Source organism: Enterobacter sp. KBR-315C3_2022 (genome assembly GCF_041399425.1).
Classification (GTDB): domain Bacteria; phylum Pseudomonadota; class Gammaproteobacteria; order Enterobacterales; family Enterobacteriaceae; genus Enterobacter.
Genome location: NZ_JBGKEB010000019.1, coordinates 61061 through 78538 on the forward strand (window position 1 = coordinate 61061; position 17478 = coordinate 78538).

The 17478-nt window shown below is 55.5% G+C and carries 14 protein-coding genes; 5 read left to right on the forward strand and 9 right to left on the reverse strand.

Annotated elements, in window-relative coordinates; translation table 11 throughout:
* Positions 1-17: 17 nt before the first annotated feature.
* The 4 genes from wzzE to trxA all read right to left on the reverse strand — a co-directional run bounded on the left by wzzE (position 18) and on the right by trxA (position 4355).
* Positions 18-1064, reverse strand: coding sequence for an ECA polysaccharide chain length modulation protein (gene wzzE, locus AB8804_RS18010; RefSeq protein WP_371188589.1), 1047 nt, complete (start codon positions 1062-1064; stop codon positions 18-20).
* A 12-nt stretch (positions 1065-1076) separates the two neighbouring features.
* On the reverse strand, positions 1077-2183 hold the full coding sequence (wecA, locus tag AB8804_RS18015) for a UDP-N-acetylglucosamine--undecaprenyl-phosphate N-acetylglucosaminephosphotransferase (RefSeq protein ID WP_371188591.1): 1107 nt from the start codon (positions 2181-2183) through the stop codon (positions 1077-1079).
* Positions 2184-2424: 241 nt separating this feature from the next.
* Positions 2425-3684, reverse strand: coding sequence for a transcription termination factor Rho (gene rho, locus AB8804_RS18020; RefSeq protein ID WP_001054528.1), 1260 nt, complete (start codon positions 3682-3684; stop codon positions 2425-2427).
* A 341-nt stretch (positions 3685-4025) separates the two neighbouring features.
* Positions 4026-4355, reverse strand: coding sequence for a thioredoxin TrxA (gene trxA / locus AB8804_RS18025; protein WP_004386384.1), 330 nt, complete (start codon positions 4353-4355; stop codon positions 4026-4028).
* Between the two features lie 144 nt (positions 4356-4499).
* On the opposite strand from trxA, the gene rhlB reads away from it, so the two are divergent.
* On the forward strand, positions 4500-5768 hold the full coding sequence (gene rhlB / locus AB8804_RS18030) for an ATP-dependent RNA helicase RhlB (protein ID WP_371188598.1): 1269 nt from the start codon (positions 4500-4502) through the stop codon (positions 5766-5768).
* Positions 5769-5901: 133 nt separating this feature from the next.
* Entirely contained in the window at positions 5902-7383 is a 1482-nt protein-coding gene (gppA, locus tag AB8804_RS18035) for a guanosine-5'-triphosphate,3'-diphosphate diphosphatase (RefSeq protein WP_371188600.1), read from the forward strand.
* 56 nt (positions 7384-7439) lie between these two features.
* Here gppA and rep read toward each other — a convergent pair whose 3' ends face one another.
* A complete protein-coding gene (gene rep, locus AB8804_RS18040; RefSeq protein ID WP_371188602.1) occupies positions 7440-9464 on the reverse strand; it encodes a DNA helicase Rep in 2025 nt (674 codons plus the stop codon).
* Between the two features lie 85 nt (positions 9465-9549).
* Here rep and ppiC point away from each other — a divergent pair, with 85 nt between their 5' ends.
* Positions 9550-9831: a peptidylprolyl isomerase PpiC gene (gene ppiC, locus AB8804_RS18045; protein ID WP_112012647.1), complete on the forward strand. Its 282-nt coding sequence runs from the start codon at positions 9550-9552 to the stop codon at positions 9829-9831.
* An 82-nt stretch (positions 9832-9913) separates the two neighbouring features.
* On the opposite strand, the gene ilvC is transcribed toward ppiC, so the two are convergent.
* A complete protein-coding gene (gene ilvC, locus AB8804_RS18050; protein WP_010436674.1) occupies positions 9914-11389 on the reverse strand; it encodes a ketol-acid reductoisomerase in 1476 nt (491 codons plus the stop codon).
* A 152-nt stretch (positions 11390-11541) separates the two neighbouring features.
* Here ilvC and ilvY point away from each other — a divergent pair, with 152 nt between their 5' ends.
* On the forward strand, positions 11542-12441 hold the full coding sequence (ilvY, locus tag AB8804_RS18055; RefSeq protein WP_371188605.1) for an HTH-type transcriptional activator IlvY: 900 nt from the start codon (positions 11542-11544) through the stop codon (positions 12439-12441).
* 35 nt (positions 12442-12476) lie between these two features.
* Here the strand turns inward: ilvY and AB8804_RS18060 are convergent, their stop codons facing one another.
* The 3 genes from AB8804_RS18060 to AB8804_RS18070 form a co-directional block, all read right to left on the reverse strand.
* Positions 12477-13721: an oligosaccharide MFS transporter gene (locus AB8804_RS18060; protein ID WP_371188607.1), complete on the reverse strand. Its 1245-nt coding sequence runs from the start codon at positions 13719-13721 to the stop codon at positions 12477-12479.
* A 160-nt stretch (positions 13722-13881) separates the two neighbouring features.
* The gene (locus AB8804_RS18065; protein ID WP_371188609.1) at positions 13882-14829 is read right to left on the reverse strand and encodes an aminoimidazole riboside kinase; all 948 of its coding nucleotides are present in this window, start codon (positions 14827-14829) and stop codon (positions 13882-13884) included.
* Entirely contained in the window at positions 14826-16271 is a 1446-nt protein-coding gene (locus AB8804_RS18070) for a glycoside hydrolase family 32 protein (protein WP_371188611.1), read from the reverse strand. The genes AB8804_RS18065 and AB8804_RS18070 overlap by 4 nt, the downstream gene beginning before the upstream one ends.
* A 193-nt stretch (positions 16272-16464) precedes the next feature.
* Between AB8804_RS18070 and AB8804_RS18075 the strand changes: the two genes are divergently transcribed.
* A complete protein-coding gene (locus AB8804_RS18075) occupies positions 16465-17460 on the forward strand; it encodes a LacI family DNA-binding transcriptional regulator (protein ID WP_371188613.1) in 996 nt (331 codons plus the stop codon).
* Positions 17461-17478 lie beyond the last annotated feature (18 nt).

Here is a 17478-nt window from a genome sequence, read left to right on the forward strand (position 1 = left end):
CACCGTAGACGGCGTTCTTAGCTTGTGCGACGACGCGTTAACGCCACGCCAGCGCCAACCAGTGCACCCACAATACCCCACATGATCATCAGGAATGCGCGACGCGGGCTATCGCGTTTTACAGGTTCTTCAGGCGTTCTTAAATACCGATAGGTCTGAAAACGCGGGTCGAGCGTTGGCCCCACGTTCAGGGTGTTCAACATGGCGCGATTCTGGTCGTAATCGAGGTCGAAATCAGGGCCCACCGCCTGGAGATTCTCCAGACGCGCCTGAAGCATCGGACGGCCCAGGAGGAACATTTCAGAATCCGGCAGCTCTTCAGACGGCACGTCCGTTTCGCTACGAGAGATATTACGCTGTTCAGCAATCTTCAGGGCCTGCTCAAGGTTGTGTACGCGGCGAGCAAAAATGGCCTGCGCGACCTCTTCCTGGCGTTTTACCTGGGCTTTCGTTTGAATGGTGCGGGCAGCCCATGCGCCTTTCAGCTCATCGTTCAGATGGCTCGCCGCGCGCTGGCTGGCAAAGGCAACGTACTGGCGCAGCAGGTTGTTGGCGTCCGGCGCGGTTTCCGCGATCAGCTTCACGCTGTCACTAACGTTGCGCAGCGCATCGCCGGGCATAAACTGGATGTTGTTGATCATGTCATCCAGCAGCGCCGCATCGACCTTGCTGTTTCCGGACATGCGCTGCTTGTAGTAGTCCGTCTGGGACCAGAAGTCGCGGCGGGTATCCCAGGAGGCCAGCTGCATAACGAACTCTTTGTAGGACTCGTCCATCACGGAGTTTTGGTCCGGCGTGGCGAGGTTCGCCTTGATGTCCAGATTATTCAGGAACTGCTGCTGGGAGTAGAATCCCCCGAGCATGTTCACCGTTGGCCGGTCTGTGATCGCCGTGGCGCTCCACTCCTGTTTTGCAAAGAAGGTATAGGCCAGCGCAAGCAGCGCAAAGCCCAGCGCGATCCCTACAATCCACAGCTTGCCTCTCCATAACACGCGAAACAAACCACGAATATCGAGTTCATTTTCTGTCACTACTGATTTCGCTTCCGCCAACGGTTGAGTCATCATAGTCCCGGTTTACTTAGTTAATGTTGTGTTGTTGCCACTGTTCCGACGCATCCTTCGTTTTATGCGTTTAATAAACCGCGCCACTTTCCATGCGCGCTTAATGCAGTAACCGTAAAGGAAAAATGCAAGCAAGAATAATACCAACATTACCCATTCTGGAATGAAGTGGTGCAGATATTCGGCCGCGACGCCAATACCGGCCAGAATAGCGGCCGCCAGCGTAATGAGCACAAACGCCTGACGTGAGGTGAAGCCCGCACGCATGATGAGGTGGTGAATATGCTGACGGTCCGGGGAGAACGGGCTCATGCCCTTACGCAGGCGGCGGTACATAATGGCCACCATATCCATCAGCGGAATGGCGATGATCCACAGCGCGGTCACCGGGCTAATGGGATGCGTTTTTCCCTGCGTCGTTTCGAGCAAAATCCAGATAACGGTGAACCCAATCAGGGTACTGCCCGCATCGCCCATAAACACTTTATAGCGGCGACCCAGCACGCCAAGGTTCAGCAGGATGTAAGGCAGGATGGCGGCAATCATGGCGAAACACCACATCGACAGGCTGTACTGACCGTCGAACCACAAAATAATGCCGATTGCGCCAAACGAGACGGAAGAGAGCCCGCCCAGCAAACCGTCAATACCGTCAACCATGTTGAAGGCGTTAATGGCTGCCCAGACGGCAAACAGCGTCAGGAAGAAGCCAAAGGGTCCGAGTACCAGCTCCCACGGGCCGAAGACGTAGCCCAGGCTTCGGAGATAAAGACCGCCAACCACCATCATCACGACGCCAATCACGGCCTGAACGGTCGCGCGGATTTTGACGCTAATATCGAAGCGATCGTCCAGCGCGCCGACTAACACCAGCACGCCCGCACACGCGAGGTAAAGCGCCGCGTGCGGAATATAATAATCAGCAATACCGAACGTGAAGCAGATGCCCGCGTAAACTGAAATCCCCCCAACCAGTGGAATGAGGCCCTGATGACGTTTACGGAAATTAGGCTTATCCACCAACCCGATTCTTTTTGCCGCCTTGCGCGCAATGAACAAAAAACAGGTTGTGAATAAAAAAATACTGATCAGCTCAGTAACTGCAGTGAGTAGATTCACAATGGATTGCTCTCAACAAATGTTAGTCCCGGAAGTATAACCATGAAGCCGCTGCCTCAGAAGGAATAAAGCTCGCCTTTACTACTCCCTTTGTATATTTTTCAATCAATTATTTCTTTGATTGTTCAAACCGGCGTATTCTCTCATCGACCGTTCGAAAATGGGAGTCTGTGGTAATAGCGTATAGCCCATAAATAAAAAACGCCACGTAAAAACGTGGCGTTTACTGGGATTATTTGCGTTACGAGCGCTTCATCATATCGAAGAAATCGTCGTTGGTTTTGGTCATCGCCAGTTTATTAATGAGGAATTCCATTGCGTCGATTTCGCCCATTGGATGGATGATTTTGCGCAGGATCCACATTTTTTGCAGCTCTTCCTGAGTGGTGAGCAGCTCTTCTTTACGGGTACCGGAACGGTTGTAGTCGATAGCCGGGAAGACGCGTTTTTCAGCAATTTTACGAGACAGGTGCAGTTCCATGTTGCCTGTACCTTTAAATTCTTCGTAAATCACTTCATCCATCTTAGAACCGGTGTCGATCAGCGCCGTTGCGATGATGGTCAGGCTGCCGCCCTCTTCCACGTTACGCGCCGCGCCGAAGAAACGCTTCGGACGATGCAGGGCGTTCGCGTCCACACCACCGGTCAACACTTTGCCGGAGGCCGGAACCACGGTGTTGTACGCACGCGCCAGACGGGTGATGGAGTCGAGCAGGATGATCACGTCTTTCTTGTGCTCAACCAGGCGCTTGGCCTTCTCGATAACCATTTCCGCAACCTGAACGTGGCGAGATGCCGGTTCGTCAAAGGTAGAAGCAACCACTTCGCCCTTCACCAGACGCTGCATCTCGGTCACTTCTTCCGGACGTTCGTCGATCAGCAGCACCATCAGCACGCAGTCTGGGTGGTTGTAAGCGATGCTCTGCGCGATGTTCTGCAGCAGCATGGTTTTACCTGCTTTTGGCGGTGCCACAATCAGACCACGCTGGCCACGACCAATCGGAGACGCCAGATCCAGCACGCGAGCCGTTAAGTCCTCGGTGGAACCATTACCACGCTCCATACGCAGACGAGAGTTTGCGTGCAGCGGGGTTAAGTTCTCAAACAGGATCTTATTGCGCGAGTTTTCCGGTTTGTCGTAGTTAACTTCGTTAACTTTCAACAGCGCAAAGTAGCGTTCACCCTCTTTAGGAGGACGAATCTTACCTGAAATGGTGTCACCAGTGCGGAGGTTGAAACGGCGGATTTGGCTGGGGGATACGTAGATGTCGTCAGGGCCGGCGAGGTAGGAGCTGTCTGCAGAGCGGAGGAAACCAAATCCGTCTTGCAATATCTCCAGCACACCGTCGCCAAAGATATCTTCGCCACTCTTAGCATGCTGCTTCAGGATGGCGAAAATGATGTCCTGCTTGCGCATACGAGCCTGGTTTTCCAGCCCCATATTTTCGCCGAGAGTGATCAGCTCAGAAACCGGCGTATTCTTTAATTCGGTAAGATTCATAATGGTGTGGGTTCTTAAACTCGGGGTAATACTCGAACTTAATGTTGTGAATGGTATGGCAGGGTCATCCATGCCTGTTTAGCGGCCATCAACTCATGTCTGTTCGCTGCCTGGTCACAGGGAAAGAGCGCAGAACTGAAACGACAAGACGGATTGAGTGACAAGCCCGGAATCTAGCAACTTCACGCACTGTTTACAGCAACAACGGGAAGTATCGGGTAAAACAAGATTCAAACAACAAGGTATGTTTAAAACGAAGTCATAGCTAACTTAGCACGACTAAAGCCGGGCGTCCAGAGATCCACATCATTTTGGCGCTCTGGACGCGCAGCCGAGAAACCTTACGCCAGGTTAGCGTCCAGGAACTCTTTCAGCTGACCTTTGGACAGTGCGCCCACTTTGGTCGCCGCCACTTCGCCGTTTTTGAACAGCAGCAGGGTTGGGATACCGCGGATGCCGTATTTCGGCGCAGTGCCCGGGTTCTGGTCGATGTTCAGTTTAGCAACGGTCAGTTTGCCCTGATATTCGTCAGCGATTTCATCCAGAATCGGGGCGATCATTTTGCAAGGACCACACCACTCAGCCCAGAAATCGACGAGGGTCAGCCCGTCAGCCTTAAGCACGTCCGTGTCAAAACTGTCGTCAGTCAGGTGAATAATTTTATCGCTCATATATAACTCCACAGGAATAAGCCTGGTGCGTTGGTTTCGCCCTCATCAACGACGTGTTGATGTCGCATTAACCAACTAAAGGTTGACTTTATTTCACCGGATACGCTTTCGTAAAGCAATAGTAAGCTGATATTCTACCACACTATGAGCAAAACACATTTAACAGAACAGAAGTTTTCCGACTTCGCCCTGCACCCTAAGGTGATCGAAGCCCTTGAAAATAAAGGGTTTCATAACTGCACGCCCATTCAGGCCCTCGCGCTGCCGCTTACGCTGGCCGGTCGCGATGTTGCAGGGCAGGCGCAAACCGGTACTGGCAAAACGATGGCGTTCTTAACGTCAACGTTTCATTATTTACTTTCTCATCCAGCGATTGCAGACCGCAAAGTTAACCAACCGCGTGCGCTCATTATGGCTCCAACGCGAGAACTGGCGGTACAGATCCACGCAGACGCTGAGCCTCTGGCACAATCCACCGGGCTGAAACTGGGCCTGGCCTACGGCGGCGACGGCTACGATAAGCAGCTGAAAGTGCTGGAAAGCGGCGTAGATATCCTGATTGGCACCACTGGCCGTCTCATCGACTACGCAAAACAGAATCATATCAACCTCGGCGCAATCCAGGTCGTGGTGCTGGATGAAGCAGACCGTATGTACGATCTGGGCTTCATCAAAGACATCCGCTGGCTGTTCCGCCGTATGCCTGCGGCAAACCAGCGCCTGAACATGCTGTTCTCCGCAACCCTTTCTTATCGCGTACGCGAACTGGCGTTTGAGCAGATGAACAACGCCGAGTACGTCGAAGTGGAGCCGGAACAAAAAACGGGCCACCGCATTAAAGAAGAGCTTTTCTATCCGTCTAACGAAGAGAAAATGCGTCTGCTGCAAACGCTGATCGAAGAAGAGTGGCCGGATCGCGCCATCATCTTTGCGAACACCAAGCACCGCTGCGAAGACATCTGGGGCCATCTGGCTGCCGACGGTCACCGCGTTGGCCTGCTGACCGGCGACGTTGCGCAGAAAAAACGCCTGCGTATCCTCGACGAATTTACCCGTGGCGACCTTGATATTCTGGTGGCGACCGACGTTGCCGCGCGCGGCCTGCATATTCCTGCCGTAACGCACGTCTTTAACTACGACCTGCCGGATGACTGCGAAGATTACGTTCACCGCATCGGCCGTACCGGTCGTGCTGGTGCCAGCGGCCACTCAATCAGCCTCGCCTGTGAAGAGTATGCCCTGAACCTGCCTGCCATTGAGACCTACATCGGCCACTCAATTCCGCAGAGCAAGTACAACCCGGATGCCCTGTTGAGCGAACTGCCGCCGCCGAAGCGCCTTACCCGCCCACGCACCGGCAATGGCCCGCGTCGTTCAGGCGGCGCGCCGCGTAATCGTCGTCGGTCAGGTTAAAAAATATGCCATACACACAATCATTCACGATGCATCAAGGCGGTAAGTCTGCGAATCTCCTGGAGCTTTCTTCAGTAAGTGACAGGGGTGAGCGGGCGCAGCCAACGATGAGGCAGCGTGAAGGATGAAGTGTATGAGTTCTACCTCGCTCTATGCAGCAATCGATCTCGGTTCTAATAGTTTTCATATGCTGGTTGTGCGCGAGGTGGCCGGGAGCATACAAACGCTGACGCGCATCAAGCGCAAGGTCCGCCTCGCTGCGGGCCTGAGCAGCGATAATCATCTCTCGCCAGAAGCCATGGAACGCGGCTGGCAGTGTCTCCGCCTTTTTGCCGAACGTCTGCAGGATATCCCCCACGCGCAAATCCGCGTTGTCGCCACGGCGACGCTCAGGCTGGCGGTTAACGCCGTCGATTTTATTGCCAAAGCGCAGGAAATTTTGGGCTGTCCGGTGCAGGTCATCAGCGGTGAAGAAGAAGCGCGCCTGATTTATCAGGGCGTTGCGCACACCACGGGCGGTGACGATCGCCGTCTGGTGGTGGATATCGGCGGAGCAAGCACCGAGCTGGTTACCGGCACGGGCGCGCAGGCGACCTCGCTGTTTAGCCTGTCGATGGGCTGCGTCACCTGGCTTGAGCGCTATTTTACCGATCGCAATCTGGCTCAGGAAAACTTCGACGAGGCGGAAAAAGCCGCGCGCGACGTGCTGCGCCCGGTGATGGACGAATTGCGCTACCACGGCTGGAAGGCCTGCGTGGGTGCCTCCGGTACCGTGCAGGCTTTGCAGGAAATCATGATGGCGCAGGGGATGGACGAGCGCATCACGCTTGCCAAACTCCAGCAGCTTAAGCAGCGTGCCATTCAGTGTGGCCGTCTGGAAGAGCTGGAAATTGAAGGCCTGACGCTCGAACGGGCGCTGGTTTTCCCAAGCGGGCTCGCGATTCTTATCGCGATTTTCACCGAGCTGAACATTCAGTGCATGACGCTGGCCGGCGGCGCGCTGCGCGAAGGTCTGGTCTACGGGATGCTGCATCTGTCAGTCGATCAGGACATCCGCAGCCGCACGCTGCGTAACGTTCAGCGCCGCTTTATGGTGGATACCGATCAGGCGGGACGCGTCAGCCAGCTGGCCTCGCTCTTCGCCGATCAGGTGGAAAAAAGCTGGGATATCGAGCCGTTAAGCCGCGATCTTCTGTTAAGCGCCTGTGCGCTGCACGAAGTCGGGCTGAGCATCGATTTTAAACAAGCCCCTGCTCACGCCGCTTATCTGGTGCGAAACCTCGACCTTCCGGGCTATACGCCCGCGCAAAAAAAGCTTTTGGCAACGCTGCTGCTGAACCAGACCAACGCCGTTGATCTCTCTTCACTGCATCAGCAGAACGCCGTGCCGCCGCGCGTGGCCGAGCATCTTTGCCGCCTGCTGCGCCTGGCGATCCTGTTTGCCAGCCGTCGTCGGGACGATCTGCTGCCCGCGACGACGCTGACGGTGGAAGACGAGAAGCTGATCCTGACGCTGCCGGGAAACTGGCGAGAGAGTCATCCGCTGGGTGCGGAGCTGATCGAACAAGAGTGCCAATGGCAAAGCTACGTGCACTGGGTACTGGAAGTGAAGTAATACGCTGAACGTTGCCGGGTGGCGCTGCGCTTACCCGGCCTACAAGCCCTTCTGATTTATCCCTTCTCTTTCGCTTTTGCCAGCATCGCGCGAATGTTCGCCACGTTGGCCTGGCCTTTGTGCATCCGCTCTTCGGCCGTAATCACCTTGCGCTCCTGCTCCCAAATCAGATCGTCCTGCGGCAGTTCCAGCAGGAAGCGGCTCGGCTCCGGGCGCACCAGCTCGCCATACTGCCGGCGCTCTTTGCACAGCGTAAACACCAGTTCCTTCTGGGCGCGGGTGATCCCCACGTAGGCCAGGCGGCGCTCTTCGTCGACGTTATCTTCATCGATGCTGCTCTGATGCGGCAGCAAACCCTCTTCCATTCCCACCAGATAGACGTACGGGAACTCGAGGCCTTTTGACGCGTGAAGGGTCATCAGCTGAACCTGGTCGGCCTCCTCCTCGCTCTCGCCGCGCTCCATCATATCGCGCAGGGTAAAGCGGGTGACGACCTGGGTGAGGGTCATCGGCTCGTCAATCTCCGAACCTTCGAGCATCTCCGTCATCCAGCTGAACAGCTGGTTAACGTTTTTCATGCGCATTTCCGCCGCTTTCGGGCTGGCCGAGGTTTCATAGAGCCATGACTCGTAGTCGATGCCGTGGATCAGGTCGCGCACCGCCGCCACCGGCTCGCGTTCCGCCAGCCTTTGCACTTCGCCGAGCCAGTGGGTGAAGCGGGTTAAGTTGTCGTAGCCGCGCCCGGTCAGCGTCTGGCTCAGGCCCATGTCGAAGCTGGCCGTGAACATACTTTTGCTGCGCGTCATCGCCCATTCGCCCAGCTTTTGCAGCGTCGCGGGACCAATTTCACGCTTCGGCGTATTCACGATGCGCAAAAACGCGCTGTCGTCATCCGGGTTAGTGAGCACGCGCAGATAGGCCAGCAGATCCTTGATTTCAGGGCGCGAGAAGAACGACGTGCCGCCGGAAATTTTGTACGGGATGCGGTTTTGCATCAGCATCTTTTCAAAGACGCGCGCCTGGTGGTTGCCGCGATAGAGGATCGCGTAATCTTTGTATTCGGTTTTATTGACGAAGTGGTGGGCGATCAGCTCGCCGGCCACGCGCTCCGCCTCGTGCTCTTCATTGTTCGCGCTAAGCACCTTTAGCTCGGTGCCGTAGCCCAGCTCGGAGAACAGGCGTTTTTCAAACACGTGCGGGTTATTGGCGATCAGGATATTCGCCGCCTTCAGGATGCGCCCCGACGAGCGGTAGTTTTGCTCCAGTTTGATCACCTGCAGCGCCGGAAAATCTTTGCTCAGCAGCACCAGGTTTTGCGGACGCGCGCCGCGCCAGGAGTAGATGGACTGGTCATCGTCGCCGACCACGGTAAAGCGCGCGCGGCTTCCCACCAGCAGCTTTACCAGCTCGTACTGGCTGGTGTTGGTATCCTGATATTCATCCACCAGCAGATAGCGGATCTTGTTCTGCCAGCGCTCGCGCACCTCTTCGTTGCGCTGAAGCAGCAGCGTTGGCAGGAGGATCAGATCGTCAAAATCCAGCACGTTGCACGCTTTCATGTGCGCGTCGTACAGGCCGTAGCAGTGGGCGAAGATCCGATCCCGCTCGCCCTTGGCGATCGCCGCCGCCTGGGCTGGCGTCATCAGATCGTTTTTCCAGTTGGAGATCGTCGAGATCAGCTGCTGCAGAACGGTTTTGTCATCCTCGAGTAGCCCCTCGGTCAGCTCTTTAAGCAGCGCGACCTGATCGGTATCGTCAAACAGCGAAAAGTTCGATTTCATCCCCAGCGCCGCGTATTCGCGCTTGATGATATCCAGCCCCAGCGTGTGGAAGGTGGAGATCATCAGGCCGCGCGCCTCTTTGCGCCCCAGCGTCTGGCCGACGCGCTCCTTCATCTCGCGCGCCGCTTTGTTGGTAAAGGTTACCGCCGCAATGTGGCGCGCCTGATAGCCGCAGCCGCGGATCAGGTGGGCGATCTTGTTGGTGATCACGCGCGTTTTACCGGAACCCGCGCCCGCCAGCACCAGGCAAGGTCCGGTGACAAATTCGACGGCTTGTTGTTGTCCGGGGTTTAAACGCATAAATGATCACTCAATGAAAGTCGGGAGGGGGAAATAACAGCGTGGTAGTATAGCCAGCCTCATCCATACCACTCAAGGCACGATCATGGCAAAAATGGCAGCAGCAGTGCATATCCTTGTTAAGGAAGAAAAACTGGCTCTGGATCTTCTGGAGCAGATCAAAAATGGCGCGGACTTCGGCAAGCTGGCGAAGAAACACTCCATCTGTCCGTCAGGCAAACGCGGCGGTGATTTAGGCGAATTCCGTCAGGGCCAGATGGTTCCGGCGTTCGATAAAGTGGTCTTCTCCTGCCCGGTGCTGGAGCCAACCGGCCCGCTGCACACGCAGTTCGGTTACCACATCATCAAAGTGCTGTATCGCAAATAAAAAGCCGGGTGGCGGCGTCGCCTTACCCGGCCTACATGCAGGAAGTAGGTCGGGTAAGCGCTCGCGCCACCCGACTCGGTTTTTAGCCCGCTACCGCAATGCGCTTCATATCGGTCATGTAGCCGCGCAGCTTCTGGCCAACCTTCTCGATTTCATGGCTGCGAATTGCATCGTTCACGTCGCGCAGCTGCGCGTTGTCTACCGCGCCTTCCGCAATCGCCTTGCCCAGATCGCCCGCCTGCAGCGTGGTCATGAACTCTTTCAACAGCGGCACGCAGGCGTAAGAGAACAGGTAGTTACCGTACTCGGCGGTGTCGGAGATAACCACGTTCATCTCGTACAGACGCTTACGGGCGATGGTGTTCGCGATCAGCGGCAGCTCGTGCAGTGATTCGTAGTACGCTGATTCTTCGATGATGCCGGAATCCACCATGGTTTCAAACGCCAGCTCAACGCCCGCTTTCACCATCGCGATCATCAGCACGCCCTTGTCGAAGTACTCCTGCTCGCTGATTTTACCGTCAAACTGCGCGGCGTTTTCAAACGCGGTTTTGCCGGTCTCTTCGCGCCAGGTCAGCAGGTTTTTGTCGTCGTTCGCCCAGTCCGCCATCATGCCGGAGGAGAACTCGCCGGAGATGATGTCGTCCATGTGTTTCTGGAACAGCGGCGCCATGATGGTTTTCAGCTGTTCGGACAGCGCGTAAGCGCGCAGCTTCGCCGGGTTAGACAGGCGATCCATCATCAGGGTGATGCCGCCCTGCTTCAGCGCTTCGGTGATGGTTTCCCAGCCGAACTGAATCAGTTTTTCCGCGTATGACGGGTCGGTGCCTTCTTCCACCAGCTTGTCGAAGCACAGCAGAGAACCGGCCTGCAGCATGCCGCAAAGGATGGTCTGCTCGCCCATCAGGTCAGATTTCACTTCGGCAACGAAGGAAGATTCCAGCACGCCCGCACGGTGGCCGCCTGTAGCCGCCGCCCACGCCTTGGCGATCGCCATGCCTTCGCCTTTCGGATCGTTTTCCGGGTGAACCGCGATCAGCGTCGGCACGCCGAAGCCGCGCTTGTACTCTTCACGCACTTCGGTACCCGGGCACTTCGGCGCCACCATCACCACGGTGATGTCTTTACGGATCTGCTCGCCCACTTCAACGATGTTGAAGCCGTGGGAGTAGCCCAGCGCCGCGCCGTCTTTCATCAGCGGCTGTACGGAACGCACAACGTCAGAGTGCTGCTTGTCCGGCGTCAGGTTAACTACCAGATCCGCCTGCGGGATCAGCTCTTCGTAGGTACCCACTTTAAAGCCGTTTTCGGTCGCTTTACGCCATGAGGCACGCTTCTCGGCAATCGCCTCTTTGCGCAGGGCGTAGGAGATATCCAGACCGGAGTCACGCATGTTCAGGCCCTGGTTCAGACCCTGTGCGCCACAGCCGACGATGACCACTTTTTTACCCTGAAGGTAGCTCGCGCCATCGGCAAATTCATCGCGCGCCATGAAGCGGCATTTGCCCAGCTGCGCCAGCTGCTGGCGCAAGTTCAGTGTATTAAAGTAGTTAGCCATGGGTGATACCTCGTGATGTTGTGTGTCTTATTGTTCGGTTCGCCTTTCAGCGACAATGTACCCACATTACAACAGGAAATTTATTGCGGAAATTGATATATTCACAACGTCAAGTTGCAATTTCTGCAATGTAAAAAGAGGGAGTGGAATCGGTGGATTTACGCGATCTGAAAATGTTCCTGCACCTGGCGGAAAGCCGTCATTTTGGCCGCAGCGCGCGCGCCATGCACGTTAGCCCCTCCACGCTCTCACGTCAGATCCAGCGCCTTGAGGAAGACCTCGGCCAGCCGCTGTTCGTGCGCGATAACCGCACGGTCACGCTTACGGAAGCGGGCGAAGAGCTGCGCGTTTTTGCGCAGCAAACGCTGCTGCAGTATCAGCAGCTGCGGCACACCATCGACCAGCAGGGGCCGTCGCTTTCCGGCGAGCTGCATATTTTCTGCTCCGTCACCGCCGCCTACAGCCATCTTCCCCCTATTCTCGACCGCTTCCGCGCCGAGCATCCGTCGGTTGAAATTAAGCTCTCTACGGGCGATGCCGCCGACGCGATGGAAAAAGTGGTGACGGGCGAAGCCGATCTGGCGATTGCGGGCAAGCCGGAAACGCTGCCGGGCGCGGTGGCGTTCTCGATGCTGGAAAATCTCGCGGTGGTGCTGATCGCCCCCGCGCTGCCCTGTCCGGTGCGTAATCAGGTCTCGGTGGAAAAGCCGGACTGGTCGACGGTGCCGTTCATCATGGCCGATCAGGGGCCGGTGCGCCGCCGCATCGAGCTGTGGTTCCGCCGTCAGAAGATCAGCAACCCGTCCATTTACGCCACGGTCGGCGGCCACGAAGCCATGGTATCGATGGTGGCGCTGGGCTGCGGCGTGGCGCTGCTGCCGGAAGTGGTGCTGGAAAACAGCCCCGAGCCGGTGCGCAACCGCGTCATGATTTTAGAGCGCAGCGACGAAAAAACGCCGTTCGAGCTTGGCGTGTGCGCACAAAAAAAGCGGCTGCATGAGCCGCTTATTGATGCGTTCTGGAAGATCGTTCAAACCCATAACAATGCCTGACGGGCAGGAGAAGCCCTGCGCTTCTCCTGAGGAGGTTAAGGCTCATACACCGTCTGAATCTCTTCCTTTTTATGTGATTTCTTACTTAACGTAAAATACCCCTGCACAATCATCGCAATCACGACGGAGGCAATAATCAGGAATATTGTATGGTAACCCACTTTGTCAAACAGCCGCCCAATCGGCAATGAAAGCATGATAATGCCCAGCGAACCTGCGATATTAAATCCGACGAGATAGATCGTCGCTGAAAAGCGTTTATCGAAGTTCGCTACGCTGAATTTAAAGACCGACAGCACAAACAGGGGAACTTCAATCGCATGAAGCATTTTGATAAAGGAGATGATGTAAATATCCGAGAAAATGGCCGATCCTAAAATACGGCAGGCCATAATCATTCCGCCCAATAGCAGCGCCGACTTTGGACCAATTCTATTAATCAGAAAAGGCACCAGCGCCATTCCAACGGCTTCCATAATAACCTGCACAGAATTCAGATAGCCATAAACCCGCGCCCCCGTCTCTGGATTATCAAACAGGCCAGCGTAAAATACGGGGAACATCTGCTGATCGTAGATATTATAAAATGACCAGGTGCCAATCACGAAAATCACAAAGAACCAGAACTGCTTATCCTTAAAGATGGACAAAAAGTCCTGCGTTCTGACAACATTGCCCTGCCCCGCATGCCGACGCGGCACGTCTGACTTGAGCACGATGTTGATGAACAGGAAGCAAACGCCCATCACCGAAACGCCCCAGAAATTGATATGGGGGTTGATGCTGAAGCAGATCCCGCCAATTAATGTCCCCACGGCATAGCCAACGCTTCCCCAAAGACGTGCGGTGCCAAATTCAAAGCTGAACAGGCGGCTTAGCTTTTCAACGTAACTCTCGATTAATCCGCATGCCGCCAGAAATCCTAAGCCAAAGAAAATCGCGCCGACGAACATGCCCAGCGTAAAGCTGGATGACAGCAATGGCTCATAAACATAGATCAGAAAGGGCCCGGTCAGAACCAGCACTATACTCATCAGCCAGATTAGCGTTTTCCCGATCCCTAATTTATCCTGGATAAATCCATATCCAATCATAAAAATCATGCTGAAGAATTGATTAACGGAATAAAGCAAACCTAACTCTTCACCGCTGAGCCCAATTTTTGTTTTCAACCAAATCGCATAAAAAGACCACCACAGCGACCAGGCACCAAAAAAGAAAAGCAGATATCCTGATGCGCCAAAATATTTTCTATTACTGAACAGCATGCTTGTTTCCATTTTTCATCCTGCCATAAGGAGACAAAGTCCAATGAGCTTTCGTTGCGCTATACATTCAGGGTGAGCCACCCATTTTTCAGGGAACAGGTGCCCACCTCATACCGATTACCAGGAGAGAGCCGTCATTCATCATCACCGCAAAGCGCGTTATCGGAGATGGTTAACCTTTGCTTTCCACCTCCAGCTCCGGGGAAGATTGCAGGAATAAATCAAGCTGTTGTCGATCCGCAATGGCGGTGAGCGCCCCTTTTTGCGTTGTCGCCAGTGCGCCGCAGGCGCTAGCCTGAGTGACCAACGCGGCCAGTTCCTCAAACGTCTCCGGCCAGCCTGAACGGGAAAGGGCGCTCAGCGCGCCGGCCATGAACGCATCACCCGCCCCTGTAGTATCAATGCTCTCAACGCGAAAGCCGAAGAAATGAAAGGCTCTGCCCTGCCAGATAACCAGCGTGCCCTGCGCACCGTAGGTCACCAGCTTTAAGCGGGCAGGATAAGCTTCCAGCCTGGCTAACGCGGTGGTGAAATCGTGACTGCCGGTCAGCCAGTACCACTCTTCCTCAGAGAGTTTCAGCACATCGGCCTCGAGCGCCTTTGCCTGGATGGTATTGAACATCTCCCCGGCATCGCTCCACATCTGCTCACGCAGGTTGATATCAAAGCTCACCACGCCGCCTGCGCGACGAACATTCGCTATTGCCCGTTCAAGCGTATTCCGGCAGGTTTCAGCCGCGAGCGCGAGGGAGCAAAAGTGTAAGATATCAGCGCCGAAGTCCGGCAGAGCGTCCCGCGTCAGATAGCGGTCCGCCGAGGCGCTCACCAGAAAATCAAACTGACGTTCCCCGTCGTCGTTTAAGGACACGACCACGGTGCTGGTGTGATGTTTTTCATCAAACTGCATCTGTCGGGTATTCACGCCGAATGCCGTCAGGCTGCGATGCAAAAAATGGCCAAAGGGATCATTCCCTACGCGACCGATAAAACCGCTCTCACAGCCCAGCCGCGCGGCGCCTACGGCAACATTCACCGGCGCGCCACCCGCACAGGCTTCAAACTTCATATTTTCAAACGGCAGTAAATCCACTACGCCGTCACCGAGCGCCCAGATTCTCATGACTGCCCCTCAGCGCTTAATGGCCATGCGCAGGCGTGACGCACAGTGGCGTTACCTGAGTGGCTAAATAATGCCATCTGGCGATCGGCGTCCGACGGGTAAATACGACTGCTCATCGTGTATTCCCCCGCATTGATAAAGAGCTCGAACGATGAGCTGTCGATGAACAACCGCCAGCGTAAAAGATCGCCCTCAGGAAGGGGCACGCTGCGGTAACCGCTGATGTTGTGCTCAGGATAATGCCGCTCGAGAACAATGCGCTGCGACTGGTTATCCACATAAATGCGAGCGCCGCTGCCCAGGGAAAGCCCGTAACGTTCGGCATCGCTGGATGAGGTATCCCACTCGATCTGCACTTCCATCGCCCGGACGTGTTCCTTCAGGATCATCGTCTGCTGCTGAAGCTTTGCTGGCTGCCATTGCTCGCAGGTGCCGCGCAGCGCTTCCAGCTCTTTAACCGGATGCTGGCAAACCCGTCCATCCTCAGACAACGTCAGCTCACGCGGCAACGACAGCATCCCTGCCCATCCGTCTGCTTTTTCCGGCATCACAGATTCCCACATGGCAAGCCATGCCATGATCACGCGGCGCCCGTCAGGCGTGGTAAAGCTTTGCGGCGCATAAAAATCATGCCCGTGGTCAAGCTCCTGAAACGCGCCTTCTGGGGCAAAGGTCTCTCCCGGCTGCCAGCGGCCCACCACATAGCCGCTCTGGAAGAGATTGCGATAGCGGTAGCCTTCCGCCGCAATGCCCTGAGGAGAGAACATCAGGATGTGCTTATCGCCGAGCGGGAAAAGGTCCGGACATTCCCACATGTAAGCGCTGCAAATCGCCTCGCCTGCGATAGCGCTTTCAACGTCCCAATGACGTAAATCCGCAGAGCGATAAATTTGTACCTCGCCCTTGCCCTGTTTTTTCGCGCCAACCACCATGTACCAGGCCTCTTTCTCGCGCCACACCTTTGGGTCACGGAAATGATGCAGGCCCTGGGGTGTATCCAACACCATTCCTTCCCGATGAAAGGTGACTCCATCGCTGCTGATCGCCAGGCATTGCACCTGATAAAGATTTTCATCGACGGGCTGGCCGTGGAACTTATGGCCGGTGTAAATCAGCGCCAGTTTTTCACCCGCTACCACGGCAGACCCGGAAAAGCAGCCGTCGCGATCCTCCGGGCCTTCCGGCGCGAGCGCGACGGGCAGATGCTCCCATCGCACCATGTCCCGGCTGCGAGCGTGCCCCCAGTGCATAGGTCCCCACTCGGGCGACGAGGGGTGATGCTGATAGAACGCGTGGAAATAGCCGTTGAACCACGTCAGGCCGTTGGGGTCGTTCATCCAGCCAACCGGGGGAGCAAGATGGTATTCGGGATACCAGCGTCGTTTTACCTCTTTCTGATTTTCTTTAATAACGCTATTTGCTGCCTGCAATAACGATTCCATCTTCATCCACCGCCCTCAAAGTTATCTGATGCGCCGCCTGATACGATTCGGCCCTCTGCACAAAAAGATAACGTTAACATTTCTGGCAATCATGCAGCCTTTGTCGTGCTTGCGATGTTAATCACAAAAGTTAACGTTAACATTGCGGTATTGTTAGCGCCTTCGCATTTTTAGATCGGGACGGATTTTCATCATGGCGTCATTGAAAGACGTGGCAAAGCTGGCAAACGTATCGTTGATGACGGTTTCACGCGCCCTTAATGAACCCGAGCGGCTGAAAAAGGACACCTACGAGCGGGTTATGGCGGCGGTAAACGAGCTGAACTATGTATCTGATATCTCGGCGCGCAAAATCCGCGGGGCAAAATCTACGCTAAATACCATCGGCGTGCTGGCGTTAGACACCACCACCACGCCATTTTCCGTCGAGATTACGTTATCGATAGAAGAAACCGCGCGCGCCCACGGCTGGAACAGCTTTCAGGTCAACATGTTCTCTGACGACAATCCCGACAAGATCGTCGATCTGCTGCTCTCCCATCGGCCTAATGGCATCATCTACACCACAATGGGCCTGCGCCAGGTTCCCATTCCGCAAAAGCTGCGCACCCTTCCCTGCGTACTGGCGAACTGTGAAAGCCTCACGGGGGAAGTGGCCAGCTACATCCCTGATGATGAAAACGGGCAATACGCGGGGATGAAAGCAGTGCTGGAAGCAGGATATCGAAAACCGCTGTGCATTCATTTGCCGAAGGAGCTGGTCGTCAGCCAGCGACGTCGGGCGGGCATTGAACGAGCCTGCAGGGAATATGGCGTCGACACCCAGCGGCTCGTCCATCACTACCTGCCGGAAGGAGACAAACATTATCTGGACGCCGCGAAGCTGGTGAATCGCTTTATGACCGGATCGGAGCGCCGGTTTGACGCCATTATTTGCGGTAACGATCGTATCGCTTTTGTGGTCTATCAGGCGTTACTGACCAGGGGACTTAAGATCCCGCAGGATGTCGCCGTGCTGGGGTACGACAATATGGTGGGGACGGGCGATCTCTTTCTGCCGCCGTTATCCACCGTGCAGTTACCGCACTATGAAATAGGCCGTCAGAGCGCCCTGCATATTATTAACGGGTTAACCCATCAAGAGACTGTCCTGGTCGATAGCCCTTACCTGCCAAGACAGTCGCTATGATTTTCACGTTCTGGTACG

What these genes read in the sequence shown, in the direction of transcription:
- wzzE (WP_371188589.1), bottom strand. Translation starts at nt 1,064, where the DNA reads ATGACTCAACCGTTGGCGGAAGCGAAATCAGTAGTGACAGAAAATGAA.
- rho (WP_001054528.1), bottom strand. Translation starts at nt 3,684, where the DNA reads ATGAATCTTACCGAATTAAAGAATACGCCGGTTTCTGAGCTGATCACT.
- trxA (WP_004386384.1), bottom strand. Translation starts at nt 4,355, where the DNA reads ATGAGCGATAAAATTATTCACCTGACTGACGACAGTTTTGACACGGAC.
- rhlB (WP_371188598.1), top strand. Translation starts at nt 4,500, where the DNA reads ATGAGCAAAACACATTTAACAGAACAGAAGTTTTCCGACTTCGCCCTG.
- gppA (WP_371188600.1), top strand. Translation starts at nt 5,902, where the DNA reads ATGAGTTCTACCTCGCTCTATGCAGCAATCGATCTCGGTTCTAATAGT.
- rep (WP_371188602.1), bottom strand. Translation starts at nt 9,464, where the DNA reads ATGCGTTTAAACCCCGGACAACAACAAGCCGTCGAATTTGTCACCGGA.
- ppiC (WP_112012647.1), top strand. Translation starts at nt 9,550, where the DNA reads ATGGCAAAAATGGCAGCAGCAGTGCATATCCTTGTTAAGGAAGAAAAA.
- ilvC (WP_010436674.1), bottom strand. Translation starts at nt 11,389, where the DNA reads ATGGCTAACTACTTTAATACACTGAACTTGCGCCAGCAGCTGGCGCAG.
- AB8804_RS18060 (WP_371188607.1), bottom strand. Translation starts at nt 13,721, where the DNA reads ATGGAAACAAGCATGCTGTTCAGTAATAGAAAATATTTTGGCGCATCA.
- AB8804_RS18065 (WP_371188609.1), bottom strand. Translation starts at nt 14,829, where the DNA reads ATGAGAATCTGGGCGCTCGGTGACGGCGTAGTGGATTTACTGCCGTTT.
- AB8804_RS18070 (WP_371188611.1), bottom strand. Translation starts at nt 16,271, where the DNA reads ATGGAATCGTTATTGCAGGCAGCAAATAGCGTTATTAAAGAAAATCAG.
- AB8804_RS18075 (WP_371188613.1), top strand. Translation starts at nt 16,465, where the DNA reads ATGGCGTCATTGAAAGACGTGGCAAAGCTGGCAAACGTATCGTTGATG.